Annotated in this window: 19 protein-coding genes; 17 read left to right on the plus strand and 2 right to left on the minus strand. The window is 29.6% G+C overall.

Going from position 1 to position 17,257, the window contains the following annotated elements:
* Nucleotides 1-14 precede the first annotated feature (14 nt).
* On the plus strand, nt 15-326 hold the full coding sequence (locus L0U77_RS07510) for a rhodanese-like domain-containing protein (RefSeq protein WP_233861071.1): 312 nt from the start codon (nt 15-17) through the stop codon (nt 324-326).
* Nucleotides 327-357: 31 nt separating this feature from the next.
* Here L0U77_RS07510 and L0U77_RS07515 read toward each other — a convergent pair whose 3' ends face one another.
* Nucleotides 358-1,308: a GSCFA domain-containing protein gene (locus L0U77_RS07515; RefSeq protein ID WP_233897885.1), complete on the minus strand. Its 951-nt coding sequence runs from the start codon at nt 1,306-1,308 to the stop codon at nt 358-360.
* A 155-nt stretch (nt 1,309-1,463) separates the two neighbouring features.
* Between L0U77_RS07515 and L0U77_RS07520 the strand changes: the two genes are divergently transcribed.
* The 16 genes from L0U77_RS07520 (at nt 1,464) to L0U77_RS07595 (ending at nt 14,457) form a co-directional block, all read left to right on the plus strand.
* Complete coding sequence (locus tag L0U77_RS07520) at nt 1,464-2,357, plus strand: MerR family transcriptional regulator (protein ID WP_233897884.1); 894 nt, start codon at nt 1,464-1,466, stop codon at nt 2,355-2,357.
* Between the two features lie 222 nt (nt 2,358-2,579).
* On the plus strand, nt 2,580-4,043 hold the full coding sequence (locus tag L0U77_RS07525) for a phytoene desaturase family protein (protein ID WP_233900965.1): 1,464 nt from the start codon (nt 2,580-2,582) through the stop codon (nt 4,041-4,043).
* A 2-nt stretch (nt 4,044-4,045) separates the two neighbouring features.
* Nucleotides 4,046-4,888, plus strand: coding sequence for a phytoene/squalene synthase family protein (locus tag L0U77_RS07530; RefSeq protein WP_233884526.1), 843 nt, complete (start codon nt 4,046-4,048; stop codon nt 4,886-4,888).
* Nucleotides 4,889-4,890: 2 nt separating this feature from the next.
* Nucleotides 4,891-5,337 carry a sterol desaturase family protein gene (locus tag L0U77_RS07535; RefSeq protein WP_233884524.1) on the plus strand — a complete coding sequence of 149 codons (447 nt, stop codon included), beginning with the start codon at nt 4,891-4,893 and terminating at the stop codon, nt 5,335-5,337.
* 37 nt (nt 5,338-5,374) lie between these two features.
* Nucleotides 5,375-6,088 (plus strand): lycopene cyclase domain-containing protein, encoded by a 714-nt coding sequence (locus L0U77_RS07540; protein WP_233897883.1) that lies wholly within the window; start codon nt 5,375-5,377, stop codon nt 6,086-6,088.
* A complete protein-coding gene (locus L0U77_RS07545) occupies nt 6,075-6,548 on the plus strand; it encodes a TspO/MBR family protein (protein ID WP_233897882.1) in 474 nt (157 codons plus the stop codon). Before L0U77_RS07540 ends, L0U77_RS07545 begins: the two co-directional genes overlap by 14 nt.
* 26 nt (nt 6,549-6,574) lie before the next feature.
* The gene (locus tag L0U77_RS07550; RefSeq protein WP_233900966.1) at nt 6,575-7,228 is read left to right on the plus strand and encodes a TetR family transcriptional regulator C-terminal domain-containing protein; all 654 of its coding nucleotides are present in this window, start codon (nt 6,575-6,577) and stop codon (nt 7,226-7,228) included.
* Nucleotides 7,229-7,234: 6 nt separating this feature from the next.
* The gene (locus tag L0U77_RS07555) at nt 7,235-8,545 is read left to right on the plus strand and encodes an ABC1 kinase family protein (protein ID WP_233900967.1); all 1,311 of its coding nucleotides are present in this window, start codon (nt 7,235-7,237) and stop codon (nt 8,543-8,545) included.
* Nucleotides 8,546-8,602: 57 nt separating this feature from the next.
* Nucleotides 8,603-9,157, plus strand: a complete 555-nt coding sequence (locus L0U77_RS07560; protein WP_233900968.1) for a flavin reductase family protein — start codon at nt 8,603-8,605, stop codon at nt 9,155-9,157.
* Nucleotides 9,158-9,188: 31 nt separating this feature from the next.
* Nucleotides 9,189-10,619 carry an SDR family oxidoreductase gene (locus tag L0U77_RS07565; RefSeq protein WP_233900969.1) on the plus strand — a complete coding sequence of 477 codons (1,431 nt, stop codon included), beginning with the start codon at nt 9,189-9,191 and terminating at the stop codon, nt 10,617-10,619.
* Entirely contained in the window at nt 10,616-10,882 is a 267-nt protein-coding gene (locus L0U77_RS07570; protein WP_101914291.1) for a TIGR03643 family protein, read from the plus strand. The genes L0U77_RS07565 and L0U77_RS07570 overlap by 4 nt, the downstream gene beginning before the upstream one ends.
* Before the next feature lie 33 nt (nt 10,883-10,915).
* The gene (locus tag L0U77_RS07575) at nt 10,916-11,593 is read left to right on the plus strand and encodes an SDR family NAD(P)-dependent oxidoreductase (RefSeq protein WP_233897876.1); all 678 of its coding nucleotides are present in this window, start codon (nt 10,916-10,918) and stop codon (nt 11,591-11,593) included.
* Between the two features lie 10 nt (nt 11,594-11,603).
* A complete protein-coding gene (locus tag L0U77_RS07580) occupies nt 11,604-12,128 on the plus strand; it encodes a CIA30 family protein (protein ID WP_233897875.1) in 525 nt (174 codons plus the stop codon).
* 51 nt (nt 12,129-12,179) lie between these two features.
* Nucleotides 12,180-12,695 carry a glutathione peroxidase gene (locus L0U77_RS07585; protein ID WP_394801654.1) on the plus strand — a complete coding sequence of 172 codons (516 nt, stop codon included), beginning with the start codon at nt 12,180-12,182 and terminating at the stop codon, nt 12,693-12,695.
* A complete protein-coding gene (locus tag L0U77_RS07590) occupies nt 12,696-13,181 on the plus strand; it encodes an SRPBCC family protein (protein WP_233897873.1) in 486 nt (161 codons plus the stop codon).
* On the plus strand, nt 13,171-14,457 hold the full coding sequence (locus L0U77_RS07595; protein WP_233897872.1) for a cryptochrome/photolyase family protein: 1,287 nt from the start codon (nt 13,171-13,173) through the stop codon (nt 14,455-14,457). The genes L0U77_RS07590 and L0U77_RS07595 overlap by 11 nt, the downstream gene beginning before the upstream one ends.
* Before the next feature lie 69 nt (nt 14,458-14,526).
* On the opposite strand, the gene alaS is transcribed toward L0U77_RS07595, so the two are convergent.
* The gene (gene alaS, locus L0U77_RS07600; RefSeq protein ID WP_233900970.1) at nt 14,527-17,154 is read right to left on the minus strand and encodes an alanine--tRNA ligase; all 2,628 of its coding nucleotides are present in this window, start codon (nt 17,152-17,154) and stop codon (nt 14,527-14,529) included.
* Nucleotides 17,155-17,257: the final 103 nt, after the last annotated feature.

Genomic DNA, 17,257 nt, shown 5'->3' on the forward strand with positions numbered 1-17,257 from the left:
AAACACGCAAACAAATGGGATTATTTAACTTATTTAGAAAAAAAGATATGACAAACGAAATACAAACGTATTTAGATAATGGCGCAATTATTTTAGATGTACGAACTTTAGATGAATGGAACGAAGGACATTCACAAGGAGCAAAACATATTGTTTTAACAACAATATCGGCACGAGTTGCTGAAATTAAAGCATGGAAAAAACCTGTAATCGCAGTGTGTAGAAGTGGTGCTAGAAGTGGACAGGCAACCGACTTTTTACATGCACAAGGTGTCGATATTATTAACGGAGGACCTTGGCAAAATGTCGATAAACACTTAAAATAATTTTTGATTTTTTAAGTGTCTATACGTTTTTTTAAAATTGAATAAAAGGAAATGCTTTTTGAAGTGTTTCCTTTTTTTGTGCGATATTTTGTAAGAATTTTTGATGGGCTTCTGATGTTGGATTAAAAGAACGATGCGCCAATCCTTTTTGAATTATTTCAATTTCCTTCATCGTTTTTTGGGTGTTTTCAGCAATCCAAACGGCTATGAATTTTTCCCAAATATAATTTATTGCAGTAGCATTTGGATGAATCATATCTTGGGCATAAAAACGATAATCACGCAATTCATCCATCATAATTTCATACGAAGGAAAATAATAAACGCTCTTTTTAATATCGATAATTGAATGAATTGCCGATATTAAATGCGATTTACTTTGCTGATTTTCAATAAATCCATCTTTTAGATGACGCACAGGCGATACGGTAAAAAGAATCGCAATATCAGGATTAACGGATTTTGTTAAAGTAATAATTTCTGATAAACTTTCAGTGATTTCAGCAATACTTAAAATCTTTTTTGTAAAGTTTTTCTGTGGAATTTTATGGCAATTCGCTACAATTGTATCCGAAGGAATTTCACGATAAATCCATGAAGTTCCCAAGGTAATTATCAAATGACTAGCGTTTTTTAACTGCGTAAATGTTGCCGAACTGGCAGTGTTTAAGTTTTCTAAAACTTCATTTTTATCCAAAGAACTTACACTAGAATGCGCATCAAAACAATGCCAAGATTCATTGTGAAAAAAAATAGCTTCTTCTGTATATTTTTTTTGATTGATAGCATCCGTAATTAATTTTTCAATAGCCTTTGGATGAAATAAAATTCCAAAAGGATTCTGTGTCGATTGAAATTTATAATACGATAATTTATCGCCGATATTTTCAGAAAAACAAGACCCCAATAAAAATAATTTCGAGTTATAATCAATTAAATGATGCGCTTGTTTTTTTAAAGAAAGTTGTGTTTGAAGTTTCATTTTATAAAAATAGTATCAAAAGCATAAACATCAAAAATAATTATAAAAATAGTCATAACTATACTTATCAAAAATGATTCTAAAAATAAAGTCAAACCAAAACTAAAGACAAACTCCGTAAAAATGTATCTTTGTTTATCTTAAAACATAATAAATTGAACAATATTAAAAATACTTTTACCATTAAAGATCTTGAAAATATTTCAGGAATCAAAGCACATACCATTCGTATTTGGGAAAAACGCTATAATTTATTATCCCCCGAAAGAACCGATACGAATATTCGGTATTATTCTTCAAAAAATTTATTGAAATTATTAAACGTTGTTCTACTGAATAAAAACAATTATAAAATTTCTAAAATAGCCGCAATGTCTAACCAAGAAATATTGATTGCTTCAAGAGAATTAGCCTTAAAAACAGCCTCTAATGACCAAGCAATGAACTCCTTGAAATTAGCAATGTTTCAGTTTGATAAAGAGTTATTTAACAATACTTACAATCAATTGTTGGATAAAAAAACGTTCCGAGAAATCTTCAAAGATGTTTTTGTACCTTTTTTAAATCACATCGGTTTATTATGGCAAACAGACACCTTACTTCCTGCTCACGAGCATTTTATATCAAATTTAATTACTCAGAAAATTCAAATAAGTACCGAAAGATTGCCTTATAATATTTTAAATTCAAAAGTATTATACGTATTGTTTTTACCAGAACATGAAATACACGAATTAGGTTTGATGTACTTAAATTATGAGTTAGTGTTGCGTGGTTATAAAACGATTTACTTAGGGCAAAGTTTGCCGTTAAATAATTTGAATTATTTCTTTGAAAGTGATACGGAAATTCGTTTTGTAACTTCATTAACCGTACAGCCCTACGACGATAAAATAACCGATTATTTTAAGGAAATAGAAGCTATTTTAAAAGATACAAAGCATCAATTAATTGCGATAGGAGCAAAAACAGCCAGCGTTAAAGAAATAGATTTTGAAGCAAATATTTCGCTATATCCTTCTATTATTGAGTTTTTAAAAATAATGTAGCTTTTTTTTGATTAATTTAATTTTGTTTAACTCTTTTTTGTTTTAATTAAACAAAAGTTGTAAATTTGGGTATTCATAAAGAGCCTTCTTTAATTTTTTATATTTAATTATTTTTAGATGTTTTTTAATTCTTAAAAATCCTTAAATTTATCAGAAAGTATTTTGTGAGTATAATTTTGTGAGTGTATTAGTAATCCTACTAAAAAAAAAATAAAATTGAAATTGAAAAAGAAAATACATATAATAGGTTCGGGTTTTTCATCATTATCAGCTTCGTGTTATTTAGCAAAAGCAGGATATGACGTTGTAATTTTAGAGAAAAATGAAACACTAGGAGGTAGAGCACGTCAGTTAAAAAAAGATGGTTTTACTTTTGATATCGGACCAACATGGTATTGGATGCCCGATGTTTTTGAGAAGTTTTTTGCCGATTTTGGTAAAAAACCATCTGATTATTATGAATTAGAAAAGTTAGATCCAGCATATCAAGTTTATTTTGATACCGCAGATTCGATTACAATTCCTGGTAGTGTTGAAGAGATTTACGAAATTTTTGAAGCAGAGGAAAAAGGAAGTTCAGTTCATTTAAAAGCATTCTTAAAATCTGCCGCCTATAATTATGATGTTTCGATAAACGATTTAGTCTATAACCCAGGAGTTTCTCCTTTAGAATTGGTAACGCCTGTTACGATTGGAAAAATAATCCAGTTTTTTTCATCCATAAGAAAAGAAGTTCGTAGAAAAATTAAAAGTAAAAAATTAATTCAGATTTTAGAATTTCCTGTCTTATTTTTAGGCGCAAAACCAAGCAATACACCCGCTTTTTATAACTTTATGAATTATGCCGATTTTGTTTTAGGAACTTGGCATCCAAAGGGCGGAATGTACAAAGTGATTGAAGCAATGCATACTTTAGCTAAAGATGTAGGCGTTGAGTTTAAAACCAATGCTAATGTTGAAGAAATATCGGTTAATGAAGTAGGTGAAGCTATCGGACTTATTGTAAATGGTGAATTTATTGCTTCGGATATTGTGTTGAGCGGTGCCGATTATCATCATACAGAAACATTATTACCTCAAAAATATAGACAATATTCTGAAAAATATTGGGATAAAAAAGTTTTTGCACCATCGTCATTATTGTTTTACGTTGGTTTTGATAAAAAACTAAAAGATGTTTGTCATCATACCTTATTTTTTGATACCGATTTTGATATACATGCGGCATCAATATATGATACTCCAAGTTGGCCAAAAGATCCGATGTTTTATGCAAGTTTCCCCTCCGTAACAGAGGATTCTTTTGCGCCAATTCATAACGAAGCTGCCACTTTTTTAATCCCGATAGCGCCAGGTATTGAAGATACTCCCGAGCTTAGAGAAAAGTACTTTGATTTAATTATCAACAGATTAGAGAAATTAACACAGCAATCTGTCAAAGAAAATGTTATCTTTAAAGAGAGTTTTTGTGTCAAGGATTTTGTAAAAGATTATAATTCGTACAAAGGAAATGCCTACGGATTAGCAAATATTTTAACACAAACTGCTTTTTTAAGACCAAAAATAAAAAGTAAAAAAGTAAAGAATTTATTCTTTACAGGGCAATTAACGGTTCCAGGACCAGGCGTGCCACCGTCATTAATTTCGGGTAAAATAGCTTCAGATTTAATTTTAAAACACCATTAAAAATGAAACAATTATTTGATGAAGTTTCTTATGCTTGTAGTAAATTAGTTACTGAAAAATACAGTACTTCTTTTTCTTTAGCAACTCGAATGTTATCGCCAAAAATACGTGCCGAAATTTATAATATTTATGGTTTTGTCCGTTTTGCTGATGAAATAGTCGATTCTTTTCATCAGTATAATAAAGAAGTTTTATTAACACGATTTGAACAAGAATATTATAACGCAAAAAAAGAAGGTATTAGTTTAAATCCGATTCTAAATGCATTTTTACATACTGTTGAAAAATATAAAATTACCGAAGATTTAATTCAAGCTTTTTTAAAAAGTATGAAAGCCGATTTACATCAAACAACATACACTACCCAAGAAGAATATAAACAATATATTTATGGCTCGGCTGATGTTGTTGGGTTAATGTGTTTAAAGGTTTTTGTAAATGGTGATGCAAATCAATATAACGAATTAAAAGATGCCGCAATGCGTTTAGGTTCTGCGTTTCAAAAAGTAAATTTTTTAAGAGATTTAAAAGATGATTTAGAACTCTTAAACCGTTCTTATTTTCCAAATATCAACCTTAAAGAATTAGATCAAGCATCCAAAGAAATTATTATTAAAGATATTGAAGCTGATTTTGATTATGCCTATGAAAATGGTATTTTAAAATTACCTGTTGAAGCAAAATTTGGTGTTTACATGGCGTATCGATATTATAAAAAATTGCTTAATAAATTAAAAGCAACGCCATCATCAGAAATAATGGACACAAGAATTAGAATCTCTGACCCGATGAAAATTAATCTTTTGGCAAGAAGTTACGTAAAATATAAACTAAACCTTATTTAAAAATGTTATTTGCAATTACAACTTTACTGGTTTTTATAGGGATGGAAGCCGTTACTTGGTGCACCCATAAATATATAATGCACGGTTTTGGATGGTATTTACACGAAGACCATCATCAACCAGGATATCCGAATGTATTTGAAAAAAATGATGCTTTTTTCGTGGTTTTTGCCATACCGAGTATCTTGTTGTTTTACTTCGGAATTAATCCAGCATTAAATTATTTGTTTTTTATAGGCTTAGGAATTTTATGTTATGGAATCGCTTATTTTTTAGTGCATGATGTGTTAATTCATAGGCGTTTTAATTGGTTTAAAAATACGAATAATCAATATTTAAAAGGACTTCGAAAAGCACATAAAATACATCACAAGCATTTAGGGAAACCTGATGGAGAATGCTTCGGAATGTTGTTCGTTCCGTTTAAATATTTTAAGAAAAGACAATAAAAATAATTAAATTAATCTAGCTAATAATACTAAAATAATGAGTGAATATCTATATCTCTTATTGAATTTAGGAAGTTTAAGTATCCCTTTAGGTTACAGTATTTTTGAGAAAAAATTTCATTTTATACAGCATTTTAAAAGTGCTTTAATCAGTATTTCGTTAGTCGCTTTACCGTTTATAATTTGGGATGCGGTTTTTGCTCAGATGGGAGTTTGGGGCTTTAATACTGATTATTATTTAGGAATAAAACTATTTAAATTACCTATTGAAGAATGGCTATTTTTCTTTTGTATTCCGTATGCTTGCTTGTTTACGCACGAGGTTTTAAAATATTTAGCACCTCAATTTAAGTTATCAAAAACTCCCACAGTATTGTTGAGTTTTTTATTGATTTTGATTACTTTTTTATTATTGATTTTCAATTTTGGAAAATGGTATACGACTGTAAATTTCATTCTTTTTATTGTATTGATGCTTTTTTCATTAAAAAATAATTTATCGGAACTACAAGCGTATTTTCCAAGTTTTTTGGTGATTTTAATTCCGTTTTTACTAACAAATGGAATCTTAACAGGAAGCTTTATTGAGCAACCTGTAGTTTGGTATAATAATACAGAAAACTTGAATTTTAGAATTTTTACAATTCCTATTGAAGATGTTTTTTATGCTTTTACGCTATTGTTTTCAGTACAATTAATTTTTAATCATTTAAAGAAATCTAATAAAAAAATAAAAGATGAAACAAAATAAATACATACGATTTTTACTCTTTTTAGTAGTTAATTTTTTAGCCTTAGGTATCGGTGTTATATTGATGGAAAATGGTCCAAAAAGTGAGTGGTATCTATCATTAAATAAAGCACCTTGGACACCCGCAGGTTGGGTTTTTGGAGCAGCTTGGTCAACAATTATGCTGTTATTTGCTTTTTATATGACAAAATTGAGTTTTAAATTTCCTTTTTTAGATAAAAAATTAACAATCCTTTTTAGTGTTCAGTGGATTTTAAACGTCGGTTGGAATTACTTGTTTTTCAATCAACATTTAATGGGAATTGGCTTGCTTGTTATTACCTTATTATGGCTTTTAATCGGGTATTTTACTTTTAAATATCTGAAAGAATTAAAAATAAACACGCTATGGATACTGCCTTATTTAATTTGGATGACCATCGCAACAACATTAAACGCATACACAGTACTTTATAACTAATATATAGTGTTAATAATTAAATGATTATGGCAAAAAAGAAGAATATTACCCAAGATAAAATTATAGAATTATACATGAATTCAGTATTAATTTCAGGAAAACCGAATTCTATTTATGCTTTTGCCCTTCAAAATAATTTTGAAGAAACCGATTTTTATAAACATTTTTCAAGTTTTAAGAGTTTAGAAAAATCAATATTTGGAATTTTTGCTAAAGAAACAATCCATTTATTGCATAAAACAGAGGCTTATCAAGAATATTCATCAAAAGATAAATTACTAAGTTTTTATTTTACTTTTTTTGAATTATTAACTGCAAACAGATCCTATGTTTTGTGGCAATTTCAAGATATGAAATCGGATTTTTCAAAACTAGCAGTTTTAAAAGAATTACGTTCAGAATTTCTAAAATATATCAGTGAAATTGAAATAGAAAAAATTGATTTTAAGAATGATAAAATCAATAAAATTCAAGATAAAACAATAACAGAAGCTTATTGGATGCAATTATTAATGATTCTGAAATTTTGGATTGATGATGAATCTTCAAACTTCGAAAAAACAGATGTTTTTATTGAAAAATCAATTAAAGCTGCTTTTGAAATTCAACAAATAACTCCCGTAAAAAGCGTTATTGATTTAGCGAAATTTTTATGGAAAGAAAAAGGAATGTCAACATAAGAAAATATGAAAAGACTCGATAAAATACCAACATCAAAAATAGAAAGAACAACTAAATTAGTTACTACAGGTTTAAAACTTGGTGTAAACTATGCAAAGTATTACGGAAATAAAATCACAAAATCAGAAGAAGAGGCAAGAGCTCAGTTAAATGAAGATAATGCAACTGATATTTATGACGGTTTAAAAGAATTAAAAGGTTCGGCATTAAAAGTAGCACAAATGCTGAGTATGGAAAAGAATTTATTGCCAAGTGCGTATGTTGAAAAATTTTCGTTATCACAATTTTCTGTTCCGCCACTTTCAGGACCTTTAGTAGTTAAAACTTTTAAAAAATATTTTAACAAAACACCTGAAGATGTTTTTGATACGTTTACAGCAGAATCTGTAAATGCAGCAAGTATCGGACAGGTTCATAAAGCTACGATAGGCGAAAAAATATTGGCTGTTAAAATTCAATATCCTGGTGTTGCAAATAGTATTTCTACGGATTTAGCATTGGTAAAACCGATTGCGATGAAAATGTTTAATATAAGAGGCGAAGGTTCTGATGAATATTTTAAAGAAGTTGAAAGTAAGCTATTAGAAGAAACAAATTACGTTTTAGAATTAGCACAGAGTAACGAAATAGCGAATGCTTGTGCACATATTCCAAATTTAAAATTCCCAAAATATTACGAAGAATTTTCTACGGATAGAATTTTAACTATGGATTGGATGGACGGAATTCATTTGTCGGAATTTACATCAAAAGGATATGATCAGCAAACGGCAAATAAATTAGGACAAGCATTATGGGATTTTTATATGTATCAAATGCATGTGTTAAAAAAAGTACATGCCGATCCGCATCCTGGTAATTTTTTGGTATCCAAAGAAAATGATTTAATTGTTATCGATTTTGGATGTATGAAAGAAGTACCAATGACTTTTTATACGCCATATTTCGAATTAGCCAAACGAGAAAATATTGAAAATCCTGCTTTTTTTGAAAGTAAATTATACGAATTAGAAATTTTAAGAAAAGATGATTCCGAAGAAGAAAAAGCCTTTTTTAAAGAATTGTTTTATGAAATGTTGTATTTATTTACATCACCTTTTCAGCAAGAAAATTTTGATTTTTCTGATGGAGTTTTCTTTGGTAAAATAGCTGATTTAGGACAAAAATATGCAAAAAGTACTGAGTTGAAAAAAATGAACGGTAATAGAGGTTCAAAGCATTTTATTTATATCAACAGAACATTTTTTGGTTTGTATAATTTAATGCACGATTTAAAATCGACTCATATAAAAATTAATAATTATAAGAATTTATAAATGCATTTATCAAGAAAAGCTATAGATGATATGAATCATCTGTATAAAATAAATTTGATGAACAGTATTTCTGGTTATAAACCAGCAAATTTAATTGCTACAAAATCGGAAGATGGAATTAGTAATGTAGCTGTTTTTAGTTCAGTTGTTCATTATGGTTCTAGTCCTGCAATTTTAGGATTTGTTTTGCGTCCTACAACCGTGGCAAGAAATACCTATGACAACATTAAAAAAACAGGTTTTTATACGATAAACGCTATTAACGAAGCCATAATTGAAGATGCACATCATACATCGGCTAAATATCCGTCAGGAGTTTCAGAGTTTGATAAAACCGATTTAACTGAAATTTATAAAGATGATTTTTTTGCACCTTATGTAGCTGAATCGCCTATAAAAATAGGAATGAAATTTTTAGAAGAACATCATATAAAAGCAAACGGAACTATTTTAATTTTAGGCGAAGTAACCGATTTGTATTTTAAAGATTCAATGCTTTCTGAGGATGGTTTTTTAAATTTATCCGAAGAAAAAATTGCAGCAATTAATGGTTTAGATACGTATATGGTTGCAAAAGAATATCAAAGATTATCATACCAAAGACCAAAGTAACACAATAATTAATATGTAAAACATCAAGAAAATGAAAATTTTAATCACAGGAACAACAGGATATATTGCAAAAAGATTGGTATTAAAATTACTAGATGCAGGTCATGAATTAGTATGCTGTGTCCGTGATTTAAAACGAATTCCTGATGAAATAGAACATAAAGAGAATATCTCCTTTATAAAAGTTGATTTTTTACAAACCGAACAAATTGTTTTTCCTTCGGATATTGATGTTGCGTATTATTTAATTCATTCAATGGCTACGGATGCTACTAATTTTGAAGATTTAGAGCAAACTTGTGCCAAGAATTTTAAAAATATTGTCGAAAAAACAAACTGTAAACAAGTCATTTATTTAAGTGGTATTGTAAATGATAGTTCTTTGTCTAAGCATTTGGCTTCTCGTTTTCAGGTAGAGAAAAATTTAGCTTCAAAAAAATATGCATTGACCACTTTTAGAGCAGGAATTATTGTTGGAAGCGGTAGTGCATCCTTTGAAATTATTAGAGATATTGTTGAAAAATTACCCGTAATGGTTACGCCAAAATGGTTGAATACAAAATCGCAACCAATTGCAATTAGAGATGTATTAACTTTTTTAGAACGTGCCGTTGGAAATGAAAAACTGTACAACAAATCGTTTGATATTTGTGGTACAGAAGTACTTACTTATAAAGAAATGCTTTTGCAGTTTTCAGAAGTAAGAGGCTTTAAACGTTACATACTTACACTACCTCTTTTAACGCCAAAATTATCATCGTATTGGTTGTATTTTGTAACTTCTACATCTTTTAATTTAGCACAAGCTTTGGTAGATAGCATGAAAGTTGAGGTAATTGCTAAGCCAAGTAATATTAATCAAATTTTAAATATATCACCTATTTCTTATAAAGAATCGGTCGATTTAGCTTTTCAACGAATAGAACAAAATGCTGTAATATCAAGTTGGAAAGATGCTATTAGTAGTGGTGTTTTTCAAGCTCAATTATCGGATTATATTCAAATACCACAATATGGTTGTTTTGTAGATAAACGTACTGTAAAAGTTACCGATGATGCTTTTACGCTTGATAAAATTTGGTCAATTGGAGGGAAAAATGGATGGTATCGTTTTAATTGGTTATGGAAAATAAGAGGTTATGCTGATAAAATTTTTGGAGGAGTTGGTTTGCGTAGAGGAAGAACACATAATACATCTTTAGAAGCTGGTGACCCATTAGATTTTTGGCGTGTTTTATTGGCTGATAAAAAAGAAAAAAGACTTTTGTTATTTGCAGAAATGAAATTACCTGGAGAAGCTTGGTTAGAGTTCAAAATAGTAAATGATACTTTACATCAAAAAGCAGTTTTCAGACCCAAAGGAGTTTTAGGACGCTTGTATTGGTATTCCGTTTTACCGTTTCATGCTTTTGTATTTAAAGGAATGATAAACGCTTTGGTAAAAAATAATCAAAAATTATGAATCACAGAGATATAGATAGAATAATAGAAATGGCTTGGGAAGATAGAACCACATTCGATGCTATAAAGTTTCAGTTTGGTTTAAAAGAACAACAAGTAATCGAATTAATGCGTAAAGAGTTAAAGCTATCTAGTTTTAAATTATGGAGAGCAAGAGTTCAAGGACGTTCAACTAAGCATCAAGCAAAACGAGCTTTTGAAAAAGGACGATTTAAATGTACAAGACAAAAAAGTATTAGTAACAATAAAGTTTCTAAGCGATAAATAAAATAATTGCTAATCATAAATATATAAAATATGAAAACAATTGTAGTAGTAGGAGGTAGCTCAGGTATCGGAAAAGCTATTGTAAATAAATTAAAAGATACACATAAAATCATCAATATAAGTAGAACAGCACCCGAAGAACATGAAAATGTAACTCATTATTCATGTGATGTTTTAAATGATGAATTACCCGTTTTAGAAGATATTAATGGATTGGTATATTGTCCTGGAAGTATCAATTTAAAATCATTTACGCGACTTAAAGTTGCCGATTTTAAAACAGATTTTGAAATAAATGTTATAGGCGCAATCAATACTTTAAAAGCATACGAAACTAGTTTGGCAAAAAATAACGGAAGCGTGGTCTTATTTAGTACAGTTGCTTCTGTTTTAGGAATGCCTTTTCATGCAAGTATTGCTACAAGTAAATCGGCAGTTGAAGGCTTAACAAAATCGTTAGCGGCAGAGTATGCAACTAAAATTCGTTTTAATGCCATTGCTCCAACGGTAACAGATACGCCACTTGCAAAACGTTTGTTAAGAAACGAAAAACAGCAAGAGAGTATGCAAGAAAGACATCCGTTAAAAAAATATTTAACGCCACAAGAAGTAGCAGGTTTGGCTAGTTATTTATTATCAGATGAATCTGGTTCAATAACAGGGCAAATTATTCCTATGGATGCAGGAATTGTAAGTGTAAAATTATAATTGTACTCGAATGAAATGGCTAATTTTATTCACTATTTTTTTATGTATGAATGATGAGGTAATAATTTTTGATAAAAATACAATTCCCAAAAACTGGATTATAACAAATGATGATGTTATGGGAGGCGTATCGACATCATCTATGAAATTGAATAACGATAAACAACTTGTTTTTTCGGGAGCTGTTTCTTTAGATAATAACGGAGGTTTTGCAATGACAAGATTACCTATCGCTATTAATTTTGATGATAAAAAAACAAATCTAGTTATAAAGTTAAAAGGCGATGGTAAAAAGTATCAGTTTAGAATAAAAGCCAAAGAAGATCAACATTTTTGGTATGTTCAGCCGTTTGAAACGACCAATAAATCAGAAGAAATTGTTTTGCCTTTAAACAAGTTTTATGCTTCGTCTAGAGGTAATTTAGTTGATGTGCCAAATTATTCAGCAACTACTATTTCAGAAATTGCAATTCTGATAGGTAACAAAAAGAACGAAAATTTTAATATATCCATAGAAAAAATAACACTTCAATAAATGAAAACACTTAAAATAACTTTACTTATAACTTTATCAATACTAGTAATTATGGCATTATTTAGTTTTTTATCAAATTCGGAAACAGTATCTCCTAATCAATCTTTATACGATATAGAAATTAAAGGAATTGACGGAAAAAGATTAGATTTAAATCAATATAAAGGTAAAAAAATATTATTTGTAAATGTGGCTTCTAAATGCGGATTTACCAAGCAATATGATGGTTTACAAGAATTATCATCAAAATATTCTGATAAATTAGTAGTCATCGGCTTGCCATGTAATCAATTTGGAGCTCAAGAACCTGGGGAAGCATCAGAAATAAAATCGTTTTGTAGGTTAAATTTTGGGGTCGATTTTCCATTAACCGAAAAAATAGCCGTTAAAGGAGAAGAGAAACATCCGTTATATCAATGGTTAACTGAAAAAGAAAAAAATGCTAAAATGGATTCGTCTGTAAAATGGAATTTTCAAAAATATTTAGTTGACGAAGAAGGAAGATTAATTGATGTTTTCTATTCAATTACAAAACCAATGAGTTCTAAAATAACAAGCCTTTTATAAATGATGAATTTTAAAAAACACTCAGGAATTTATACCCTAGAAACAGCACAAGAATTAAAAATGCCGTTAGCAAAAGCGTGGGATTATTTTTCATCACCAGAAAATTTAGCTAAAATTACGCCAAAAAAAATGGGTTTTAATATCACTTCAAAAGTTGATAAAAAAGCATATCCTGGGCAAATAATAACGTATAAAGTATCGCCTGTTCCGTTTGTGAAAACAAATTGGGTAACAGAAATAACACAAGTAAAAGAACAAGCTTTTTTTATTGATGAGCAACGTTTCGGACCTTATTCAATGTGGCATCACGAACATTTTTTTGAAGCCTTGCCAAACGGAAATACCTTAATGAAAGATAAAATTTCCTATAAAATACCGTTCGGTTTTTTAGGACATATAGCACAAGCTCTTTTTATCAAAAAACAATTAACAAGTATTTTTGAATATCGATTTATAATTTTAGAAAAAATGTTTAATGGTAAATAAAGTAGCGATATTTTGGTTTCGTAGAGATTTGCGTTTAGAAGATAATGTAGCCTTATTTAATGCTTTAAATTCATCAAATAAAGTACTGCCGATATTTATTTTTGATGAAGAAATTTTAGATAAATTGCCAGAAAACGATGCCCGAGTTTCCTTTATTTATCAAACATTACAGCAGTTAGATACCGATTTAAAAGCAGTCGGTTCATCTTTATTGATAAAAAAAGGAAATCCTCTTGAAGTTTGGAAAACAATAATTTCAGAATTTGATATTTCAGCAGTTTATACAAATAAAGATTACGAACCGTATGCTTTGCAAAGAGATGCAAATATTTGTGAATTTTTAAAATCAAAAAGTATTAATTTTTTAAGCTATAAAGACCAAGTTATTTTTGAAGAAGCTGAGGTTACTAAAAATGATGGTTTGCCATATACAGTTTATACGCCGTATAAAAATAAGTGGTTGCAGAAATTTAATGCCGAAGAAGATTTAAAAAATCATGAAATAAATTTTAATAATTTTCATCAATTTACATCAGAAATACCTTCTTTAAAATTCATAGGATTTAATGAAAGTAGTATAAAAGTAACCCCTTATAATTTATCAAATTTAACAAATTACGATGAAGTTCGTGATTTTCCTTTTATCGATAAAACATCTTATTTGTCGCCTTATTTTCGTTTCGGATTGGTCAGTGTTCGTAAAATGGTGCAATTTGCTTTAAAAACCAATGCAACTTTTTTAAACGAACTGATTTGGCGAGAATTTTTTATGCAAGTATTATTTCATTTTCCCAAAGTGGTTACGAATAATTTTAAGCAAAAATACGATGCCGTTCCGTGGAGAAATAACGAAGCCGAATTTGAAAAATGGTGTAAAGGAGAAACGGGTTATCCGATGGTCGATGCAGGCATGCGACAGTTAAATAAAACGGGTTATATGCACAATCGGGTACGCATGATTACGGCAGGTTTTTTATGTAAACATCTGTTAATTGATTGGCGTTGGGGCGAAGCGTATTTTGCCGAAAAACTATTAGATTACGAATTATCAGCAAACAATGGAAATTGGCAATGGGCAGCAGGAACAGGTTGTGATGCTGCACCATATTTTAGAGTTTTTAATCCTGAAGCACAATTAAAAAAGTTCGATAAAGAGTTACAATATATTAGAAAATGGATTGAAAATTTTGATGAATTAACCTATCCACAGCCAATGGTTGAACATAAGTTTGCCAGAGAAAGAGCAATTTCGACTTATAAAGAAGCTTTAAATTAATTGCGAAAAAAAGGTTCAAAGAATTAAATCTTTGAACCTTTTTTTGAGTTTATATTTTAGTGATTTATTTTAAACAATATATTCTTTAGCACCTTCTATCGCTTTTTCAATTCCGTTAGGATTTTTACCACCAGCAGTAGCAAAGAATTTTTGACCACCACCGCCACCGTTGATTAATTTTCCTAATTCTCTAACAACTTTACCAGCATCATAACCACGTTCTGCAGCTAATTCTTTCGAAATATAGCAAGTTAACATAGCTTTATCAGCTTTTTCAGAAGAGGCAAAGAATAAGAATAAATTTTTAAAATCTTTACCTAAAGCAAACGCTAAATTTTTGATTCCGTTGGCATCTAAAGCAACTTTAGTTGCTAAAAACTGAACACCGTTTATTTCTTGTAATTTATTTCTTAATTCACCAGATAAGTTTTCAGCCTTTTCTTTAAGTAACTGTTCTACTTGCTTTTTTAAAGCAGTGTTTTCATCTTGTAAATTAGTTACCGATTTTACAACATCTTTAGGATTTTTAAATAGTTGTTTTATATCAGTAAAGTTACGTTCAACATCTTCAAAATAATCGCCAACAGCTACATTTGTAATTGCTTCAATTCTTCTAATTCCTGAAGCAACAGCGCCTTCCGATTTTATTTTAAAATACCAAATATCACCAGTTTGTGGAACGTGAGTTCCTCCACATAATTCCATTGATTGACCAAATTTAATGGCTCTTACGGCATCTCCATATTTTTCGCCAAATAAAGCAATTGCGCCTTCATCAATAGCTTGTTGCATCGGAATATTTCTTCTTTCAATTAAAGAAAGATTTTCACGAATACGAGCATTTACAAAATCTTCAATTTCTTGTAATTCATCCGAAGTAACTTTAGAGAAATGAGAAAAATCGAAACGTAAATGTTTTGGACTCACCAACGAACCTTTTTGTTCAACATGAGTTCCTAAAATTGTACGTAATGCTTGGTGTAATAAATGCGTAGCAGTATGATTACTTGCAGATAAATTTCTACTATTTTTATTTACTACAGCTTTAAACCTTTCTGTTAAATTTGAAGGTAAAGTTTTAGTATAGTGAATAATTAAATTGTTTTCTTTTTTAGTGTTTACCACGTAAATTAAATCTCCGTTAGAAGTTTCAATATGTCCAACATCACCAACTTGTCCACCACCTTCAGGATAAAAAGGAGTCATGTTAAAAACTAATTGATATTGTTCACCATCTTTTTTAGTGGTTACTTTTCTGTATCGAGTTAATTTAACATCAGCAGTTAAAGTGTCATATCCGATAAATTCCTCTTCATCATCTTCAATTAAAACATTCCAATCATCAGTTTCAATAGCTGTTGCAGCTCTTCCTCTGTCTTGTTGTTGTTTTAAAGCTTCTTTATATTCTTCTTTATTATAATCTAAACCTTTTTCAGATAAAACTAATGCCGTTAAATCTTCAGGGAAACCGTAAGTATCTTTTAATTCAAATACTTTTTTACCAGAAATTACTTTGTTTCCAGCATTAGCTGTCATAGTATCTAGTAATAATAAACCTTGTTCTAATGTTTTTAAGAAAGATTGTTCTTCTTCTTTAATAACATTTCGGGCTAATTGTTCTTGTGCTTTTATTTCAGGAAAAGCATCGCCCATTTGGTCGCTTAAAGTGGCAACTAATTTATAGATAAAAGGTTCTTTCTGATTTAAGAACGTAAAACCGTAACGAATAGCTCTTCTTAATATTCTTCGGATGACATAACCTGCGCCAGTATTACTAGGTAATTGACCATCGGCAATAGAAAATGCTACAGCACGAACATGATCGGCAATTACACGAATTGCAATATCTGTTTCATCACCAGCAATTTCAGTATTTTCGTATTTTACGTTTGTAATAGTTTCTATTTCTCTAATAATCGGAGTAAAAACATCGGTATCATAATTAGATTGTACGCCTTGTAAAGCCATACATAAACGCTCAAATCCCATACCTGTATCGATATGTGTTTTAGGTAAATTCTCTAAACTTCCATCAGCTTTACGGTTGAATTGCATAAAAACTAAATTCCAAACCTCTACAACATGCGGATGATCTAAATTTACTAATGATGCTCCTGAAACTTTTGCTTTTTCATCCGCAGAACGAATATCAATATGAATTTCAGAACAAGGTCCACAAGGTCCTTGTGCGCCCATTTCCCAGAAATTATCTTTTTTATTTCCTAATAAAATACGATCTTCGGCAATGTATTGTTTCCAAATATCATATGCTTCTGTATCTTTCTCTAAACCTTCTTTTTCATCACCTTCAAAAATAGTAACATATAAAATGTCTTTATCTATTTTGTAAACTTCAGTAAGTAATTCCCAAGCCCAAGCAATCGCTTCTTTTTTGAAATAATCGCCAAAAGACCAATTTCCAAGCATTTCAAATAATGTATGATGATACGTGTCTTTTCCAACTTCTTCTAAATCGTTATGTTTTCCAGAAACACGTAAACATTTTTGAGAATCGGCAACTCTAGCATCAACTATTTTTTTTTGTCCTAAAAAATATTCTTTAAAAGGAACCATTCCCGCATTTACAAACATTAAAGTAGGATCGTTCTTTAATACCATTGGCGAAGATGGAACGATAGCATGGTTTTTAGATTTATAGAATTCTAAAAATTTTGATCTTATTTCTTGAGATTTCATATGTTTTGAGCTCGAAAATTTTGTTAAATAATCATTAAAAAACAGCTAATTAGAAGTAGTTTTAAAATAGTTATTATATTAGTTGCTAAGTATTGTATTTTTA

This window comes from Tenacibaculum piscium, assembly GCF_021390715.1.
Lineage (GTDB): Bacteria > Bacteroidota > Bacteroidia > Flavobacteriales > Flavobacteriaceae > Polaribacter > Polaribacter piscius.

Excerpts from the sequence above, each read along its gene's own strand:
- L0U77_RS07515 (WP_233897885.1), bottom strand. The coding sequence starts at position 1,308 with ATGAAACTTCAAACACAACTTTCTTTAAAAAAACAAGCGCATCATTTA.
- L0U77_RS07575 (WP_233897876.1), top strand. The coding sequence starts at position 10,916 with ATGAAAACAATTGTAGTAGTAGGAGGTAGCTCAGGTATCGGAAAAGCT.
- L0U77_RS07585 (WP_394801654.1), top strand. The coding sequence starts at position 12,180 with ATGGCATTATTTAGTTTTTTATCAAATTCGGAAACAGTATCTCCTAAT.
- L0U77_RS07550 (WP_233900966.1), top strand. The coding sequence starts at position 6,575 with ATGGCAAAAAAGAAGAATATTACCCAAGATAAAATTATAGAATTATAC.
- alaS (WP_233900970.1), bottom strand. The coding sequence starts at position 17,154 with ATGAAATCTCAAGAAATAAGATCAAAATTTTTAGAATTCTATAAATCT.
- L0U77_RS07570 (WP_101914291.1), top strand. The coding sequence starts at position 10,616 with ATGAATCACAGAGATATAGATAGAATAATAGAAATGGCTTGGGAAGAT.
- L0U77_RS07560 (WP_233900968.1), top strand. The coding sequence starts at position 8,603 with ATGAACAGTATTTCTGGTTATAAACCAGCAAATTTAATTGCTACAAAA.
- L0U77_RS07530 (WP_233884526.1), top strand. The coding sequence starts at position 4,046 with ATGAAACAATTATTTGATGAAGTTTCTTATGCTTGTAGTAAATTAGTT.
- L0U77_RS07590 (WP_233897873.1), top strand. The coding sequence starts at position 12,696 with ATGATGAATTTTAAAAAACACTCAGGAATTTATACCCTAGAAACAGCA.
- L0U77_RS07510 (WP_233861071.1), top strand. The coding sequence starts at position 15 with ATGGGATTATTTAACTTATTTAGAAAAAAAGATATGACAAACGAAATA.
- L0U77_RS07580 (WP_233897875.1), top strand. The coding sequence starts at position 11,604 with ATGAAATGGCTAATTTTATTCACTATTTTTTTATGTATGAATGATGAG.
- L0U77_RS07535 (WP_233884524.1), top strand. The coding sequence starts at position 4,891 with ATGTTATTTGCAATTACAACTTTACTGGTTTTTATAGGGATGGAAGCC.
- L0U77_RS07540 (WP_233897883.1), top strand. The coding sequence starts at position 5,375 with ATGAGTGAATATCTATATCTCTTATTGAATTTAGGAAGTTTAAGTATC.
- L0U77_RS07545 (WP_233897882.1), top strand. The coding sequence starts at position 6,075 with ATGAAACAAAATAAATACATACGATTTTTACTCTTTTTAGTAGTTAAT.
- L0U77_RS07555 (WP_233900967.1), top strand. The coding sequence starts at position 7,235 with ATGAAAAGACTCGATAAAATACCAACATCAAAAATAGAAAGAACAACT.
- L0U77_RS07565 (WP_233900969.1), top strand. The coding sequence starts at position 9,189 with ATGAAAATTTTAATCACAGGAACAACAGGATATATTGCAAAAAGATTG.
- L0U77_RS07595 (WP_233897872.1), top strand. The coding sequence starts at position 13,171 with ATGGTAAATAAAGTAGCGATATTTTGGTTTCGTAGAGATTTGCGTTTA.